The sequence below is a fragment of the Candidatus Lokiarchaeota archaeon genome, from assembly GCA_014730275.1.
Taxonomy (GTDB): domain Archaea; phylum Asgardarchaeota; class Thorarchaeia; order Thorarchaeales; family Thorarchaeaceae; genus WJIL01.
This window is the reverse complement of record WJIL01000017.1, coordinates 1-5969: the sequence shown is the minus strand read 5'-3', so window position 1 is coordinate 5969 and position 5969 is coordinate 1. Positions and strand designations below refer to the sequence as shown.

Sequence of the window (5969 nt, the reverse complement as noted above, 5' to 3'; positions counted from 1 at the left end):
TTGATGTTTTTGCTTCTAGGGCATTGTTAGGTCGATCAGAGTCCGTCGAAAGGGTCTCAAGTCTGTGTAGCAACTTATTTACACGCTCATCAAGTTGTGCTTCTTCTTCTGACATTAGATTGTGGTTTAAGGAGTTGAACAGTAATTGAAGAAGATTGCACAAGTACTCTACATCCTTGGAGTAATCACTTTCAAGTGACAGCTGCTCAAAACTGTCATAGCTGTTCTTCAGCGTTTCTATATCATCATACCACCAGAATGCTGTCCAAATTTTCTCGTAACGTGCTTTGATTTGCTGATGTAGAGTCCCTTTAGATTCAGCGAACCTAATTACACGCTCAAATCTGCCATCGGTTTCTGTACGAGGCAATTCAAGATTCCGAGATAACCTCGCAGTCAGAAGCAAATCAGTAACTTTATGAAATTCCATACCTACGTAATATTCCGGGTCATTTAGATTTGATTCTATTTCAGCGAGAAGTTTCTTGCGGGAGTAATCATGTGGGCCTAGCTGATTACTTCTAACTTCCTTCCCAGCACCCAAATAGTTGTAAGCAAGATCTAAGTAACCCTCATCTATAGTCTTTTCAAGAATCCAAGTTCTATCCAGTATCACAATCCTTGTTTTGTACTCCTCTGATAACTCATCTTCTATTCTTGATCTATCTTTTGATCTAGCATATCTTGATGTTATAAAAAAGACTTTGTCATAGCTCCGACCTGTTTCTGCAATACCTTTTACGTCTGTCCTAACTTTCTCCGACCACTTCTTCTTTGCACTAATTGCAAATGCCCATCTTTCTTTGGCTCCATTTGCATGCCCGACAAGCCATCCTGCTGAGATTTCCTCAGCCGTTGGTATTGTTTCAGTATCAGCCTTACTATCACCGCCCCCTTCAGGACCAGTCGGTGGTCTGAGATTAGGGCAAATGGTTCTTTCGCACAATTTTCGACAAAATGACTCAAAGTCATGAGTTTGGTTTCGCGAAGTTATCGTTTCAAGAAAATGATCAAAGCTGGCTTTATCAAGTTCATATCCAATATTATCTGAGCTATCAGAATAACAATCCGGTCTTATTTTCCTCATAAATTCGGATGGTTTGATGGAATCAATGTTTTGTTCATTCATGAATTTCCCTTTCTGATTCAATGCTTCTGATCCAGAATATCACATTTCCTTTATGGTACAGGCTCGGATCCACAGAACGCTCTAAATCAGCAGACCACATGGCCCAGAGAACAGCGGTTCTGCTGCATTTAGTTGTTAAGCACGCATTCAATGATAACTCACAGATAGATCATCACAATAGGGTATATGCAAAGAAGCTGGGTAATTCGGCTTGCTCCTATGCATTTCTTCCCAAATCTCCTCTATTGAACAGCGATGCCACAGACTGCTTGCGAAGTGCATGTGGGAGCCCCACCGCCAATGACTATCGTGCTTGTTAGTATCTCTTTGATCAAAGTAGATGAGATGCCATCTCTTCAAATCGAGCCTTGGAAAGAAATGCGTAGCTAGGAGTCGTCTCTCTTTTGAGAGCTGGTTGATTCGGGTAAGCAATTTCCTAACGGATTCCTGAGTTTCTTCTTTGCCATTGCAGTCTGGCTGCAGACAATCCAAATTCTCCAGTTCAATTTGTAAATGGCTAGGTTCTATTCTGTTATAGATTGGGAAGTGCCAATATCGAAGCGGGAAATACTGCATCAAGAGAAGGAAGTCGCCAAAGTCAGAGCCATATAGCCTCTTTCCCTTGATATACTTTTCTACCTTATTTTTCCGTTCGAGCCCGAATAGTTTGCCTAGGTCTATCCTGTCTTGATTGTCATCCATCCTATAGCCTAGCCATTTGCTTAACGCCCCAAATCAGCAGGCTGCGATATCTTATCCTCAGACATGATTGCAGCTCTGCTGCATTTGGTTGTTATATGACGCGAAATACGTGTAGTCTCTCTGCAACCTGCACAAGTCAAATATCATCAGGTTTCTGCATGCCTTGGGTGTCGCGCTTATCGCTATAGTATCTCTTATCTCTGTACAACGAGCCAATCATGTACTGCTCAATCCTGATTCCTCGACTAGCCTTGTTGAGGAGGTTAAGGGCCAACTCCGATTTTCCAAGTTCGCTTGCTACAAGAGGCAGAGTCGAATCAGGATATATAGATGCTTTGATACCTTCTTCGCGGTAGTGGAGGAGGTTCAGCTCTCGGTTGATGAGATCATATTTCCTATACCGTTCAAAGAGCACATATAACAACAACAGGTCGTCTTTTAGAAGGCTTGGCAATTCTGAGACGATAGCTTGAAAACTAAATGTAGATAACTCCCAATACGGTATGAAGCCTCGATCAGAAATCATGGTTTTCATTTTCTCTATATTATCTAAGACCTCAGTAGCCAATATGTGAATAAGCTCTCTCTTTCGTCTTTCGATCTCTTTCTTTTTCTCTATCCTTTCCCGATGAAGCGAAATCACATGTAATACAAAGCCTGCACCAATGCCTGAGAAGAGAGACATTAACACTAAGAGCCAACTAGGCATTTGACTTCACTCTCTCGACGGCCTGAACATGATCTTACATTCGCTCATCTTTGCCTTCATCTGTCATATAACAATCTGCGTAACCAGCGCTGCGAAACTAACCTACACCCTTACAAGCGTCTGGTTCATGCAGTGGTTATCTCTCTTTTCTGTATATGACATTCAGGTGATTCCCAAACTCCATAATGTTTTCTTTTTCGCAGTACATGTACTGCAAGTCCCTTATTTCTTTATAAATCACAGGGTCCTCGTACCATTCCGGTGTTGAGGGAAATACTGGTGCAGCAAATCTCTTGACGATTGATAAGTTGTGCTGCTTAGCCCAAATCGATAATTCTTTCATGGTAAAGCTTCTGCAACCAGTGGATTGACCATTCATGTGAAGAACCCGGGTCTCCATGAATTTCTTTGCATCATCGAAAGAGACGCCCAGTTCCCTGCTTTTCTCCGTATACATGGCATGGTAGTTACCCCAGAAAGAGTTCACTGAGAGATGGATTTGACCATTTGGCTTGGTTACTCTGACCAGTTCTCTGAAGGCAAGATCGTGATTTGGGCAAAAACTGATTGCATCCCCGAAGCACATCACATAGTCAAAGTGTTCTGAAGGGTATTCCAGATCTTGAATATCACCAAGCTTTGTGCTAATTCTATTTTGCATTCCTTTTTCCTGGAATTTCCGTTCAGCCTGGTCAAGCATTGATTGGGAGATATCAAGGTTTTCGCATATCAGTTTTTTTCTTAATCTTGCTGCTCGAATCGAGAATTCACCTGTTCCTCCACCAGCATCAAGTAGTAATCCCTTTTCTGGAAGAAAGGAATCAAGGTAATGCTCGATCATTTCAAACCAGAGATCATAGTATGGACCCTGAGTATTCTGATCATATGCTTTACCATCTTCGTACTTCATTTTCCTGCTTCCCGAATCCATTCTAGAGATAACACTAAGGCTTAGCGGATTGCGATAGACTCAGCCCCCAGGCCGGCGGCAATTCCGCTACAGCCGCTTGTTCGGATCTATTATGCCCTTGCTTCTTCTATGTGCTTAGCTATGAGCATTTTGATTAGGGATTGCCTAGGGATGCCCAATCGTCTGGCCTCCCTATCAAGAGAGTGGATCATCCAAATGGGAAAATCAACATTTACTCTCTTCTGTTCTTGTTCTACACGGCGCGCCTTGGCGAGTTCTAGATACTTGAGAACATCCTCGCCATCATCGAATTTCTTGTCGAACTCCTTAGCCTTCATAGATCGTCACCTCCTCTTTTCTTGATCTTCGAACCGATATAATCCGTATTCGCCCATTTCTGTATGTAACTACTCCTGACCAATATCTCCCATCTATTCTGCCTATAACCATATATCGTTCTTCGTCTTCAGTTCTCGCAGGAATTTCAAGAAGATCTGGATCGTCCCATAGTGCTTGGGCTTGCTCGAAATCAATGCCGTGCTTTTCTCTGTTTCCTTTGCTCTTCGCTTCGTCGTATTCGAATTCCATGGTATAGATACTATACCTTACAGGTATGGCATGTCAATATCTCTTGTATCTGAACGTTAAGGCTCAGCGGATTGCTATTGGCTTAACCTGCTTTGTGACAGCAATTCCGCTGCAGCCGCTTGTTAAGGTCTCATTTCAGGCAATCGAATTCCTATCTCACGAGTACGCTAACTAATGATACAATCACGGCCAAAGTAGTCATTAGCAAGATCATCCGGAATTGATAAGTATTACGTCTACTCTGTATCATGTCTTGTGTAGTGTTCATTGATCTATGAGCAAGTTCTCGAATAGAGAAGATTAGATCATACTCTCGGCTCGCAAGGCTTTTTGCAGTATGGGAGTTTGGAAGTCTTACTCTTTTTCGCAAATCGGAATCGAGTTCGATCAAATCTTTGCGAACTTCTCTTAGACTGCCTGCGATCCTACCGATTTCGCTTGAGTACAGCTTCCACCACTTGTCCTTTGAATCAAGGACGGTGTCGCCCACTGCAACAATACTGGCAAATGAACTGAGATATCTGTCACAGAGTTCTTGCTTAGTCATTTCAACTCCGAATCAGATTTCAAATATCTGGTTCCCACTCAATTGGGGAGAAGTCGTTTGCCCCAAGATGTAAGCATTTCTGATAGACACAGAAGCATGTACCATCTGAATGCTTTTGAATAGCAGCCCTGCTTGCATATCGGAAACCCAATACTGATTCATCTCTTAGCTTCCTACTAAGCTCTTGCGTAGGTTTCCAGCCACCGTTCTCCTTTGGTTCTACATATTTCGTTCCCTCGATAGCCCCCACATCTATGAACGTGCCTGATACTTGGACTGTCCACATTGAATAATCGCTATAATTTGCGTTTGGATTGTAACCAAGAATCTCATACCAGCACGCTCTTGGCGAATCGGCCAAGTAGTACGCATTGGTGCCTTGTCCGTTATATCTCCCTTCATATCCTGATGGATCTGCCGGAGAATGCCTTTCTGATTTACATAGGTATAGCGTTCCATTGAAAGCGCTGCGGTTTTCGAATATCTGGTCGATTTCTCTATACATATTCCCGTACCTTAACGGTCTGCATCAGCATTTGTGAAGCAATATGCTGCATGCAGTTGGGTTGCGTCCCTATTTTTCTGTGACTTTGTAATTGTCAGTTGAGAAGGAGGTGGCCATCGGAGCCTCTGCTGGTTACTGTTCTTTGATCAGAAAAGACACGAACCAGCAACAGGGAGGCACGCGATGGCCAGTGATAAGGTTGCGATTTCCGATGATGATGTCCAGGGCCTGTTCAATGACAGCGAGGCGTTCCGGAAGCTGATAGAGGGCGTGGTGCAGAAGATCATTGAGGCTGAGTTCGAGAAGCACATGGGCCGTCGGCCTTACGAGCGTGGTCGAGGCCGGCCCACACACCGCAACGGCTATAAGACGCGGACTCTGTTCACCCGTGTGGGCAGGCTTCACCTGAGGGTGCCCCAGGCCAGGGACGGTTCATTCTCGCCCTCGTTGTACCGGAAGTATCAGCGTACCGAGAAGGCTCTGTTCCTGACACTCGTTGAGACCTACCAGAAGGGGGTTGCGACGAGGAAGATCAAGGAGATCACCGAGGAGCTTTGCGGAGACCGGATCTCGAAGAGCACCGTATCACGGTACTTCTCAGAGTTGGATGGAGAGCTGGAGCTGTTCCGTAGCCGGGGGCTCGAGAGAGAGTATCCCTACCTGATTGTCGATGTCCAGATACACCTGGTTCGGAGGTCTGACAACTCGGTCACCTCGGACTCGCTTCTGGTGGCAGAGGGGGTGAGTGAGAGCGGCCACCGTGAGGTTCTGGGAGTAGCCCTTGGTGACAGTGAGAACGAGCAGACCTGGAGAGACTTCTTCCTCGATCTGAGGCAGCGGGGGCTGGATGGAGTGAAGCTGGTGGTCAGCGATGATCAC

Annotated in this window: 9 protein-coding genes; 1 reads left to right on the top strand and 8 read right to left on the bottom strand. The window is 44.7% G+C overall.

The window, feature by feature from the left end; all coding sequences use genetic code 11:
• From GF309_03390 to GF309_03355, 8 genes are all read right to left on the bottom strand, one after another.
• Nucleotides 1-1129, bottom strand: a 1129-nt coding sequence (locus GF309_03390) for a tetratricopeptide repeat protein (GenBank protein ID MBD3157811.1), incomplete at its 3' end; no start/stop codon positions are given.
• A 147-nt stretch (nt 1130-1276) separates the two neighbouring features.
• Nucleotides 1277-1831, bottom strand: a complete 555-nt coding sequence (locus GF309_03385; protein MBD3157810.1) for a hypothetical protein — start codon at nt 1829-1831, stop codon at nt 1277-1279.
• Nucleotides 1832-1967: 136 nt separating this feature from the next.
• Nucleotides 1968-2540 (bottom strand): hypothetical protein, encoded by a 573-nt coding sequence (locus GF309_03380; GenBank protein MBD3157809.1) that lies wholly within the window; start codon nt 2538-2540, stop codon nt 1968-1970.
• 136 nt (nt 2541-2676) lie between these two features.
• Nucleotides 2677-3471, bottom strand: coding sequence for a methyltransferase domain-containing protein (locus tag GF309_03375; protein MBD3157808.1), 795 nt, complete (start codon nt 3469-3471; stop codon nt 2677-2679).
• Between the two features lie 89 nt (nt 3472-3560).
• The gene (locus tag GF309_03370) at nt 3561-3788 is read right to left on the bottom strand and encodes a CopG family transcriptional regulator (protein MBD3157807.1); all 228 of its coding nucleotides are present in this window, start codon (nt 3786-3788) and stop codon (nt 3561-3563) included.
• Nucleotides 3778-4038 (bottom strand): BrnT family toxin, encoded by a 261-nt coding sequence (locus tag GF309_03365; GenBank protein MBD3157806.1) that lies wholly within the window; start codon nt 4036-4038, stop codon nt 3778-3780. Before GF309_03365 ends, GF309_03370 begins: the two co-directional genes overlap by 11 nt.
• Before the next feature lie 151 nt (nt 4039-4189).
• Complete coding sequence (locus tag GF309_03360) at nt 4190-4585, bottom strand: hypothetical protein (protein ID MBD3157805.1); 396 nt, start codon at nt 4583-4585, stop codon at nt 4190-4192.
• A 19-nt stretch (nt 4586-4604) separates the two neighbouring features.
• Entirely contained in the window at nt 4605-5090 is a 486-nt protein-coding gene (locus GF309_03355; GenBank protein MBD3157804.1) for an RES domain-containing protein, read from the bottom strand.
• A 183-nt stretch (nt 5091-5273) separates the two neighbouring features.
• On the opposite strand from GF309_03355, the gene GF309_03350 reads away from it, so the two are divergent.
• Nucleotides 5274-5969 (top strand): IS256 family transposase (locus tag GF309_03350; GenBank protein ID MBD3157803.1); only part of this gene is annotated, 696 nt, incomplete at its 3' end.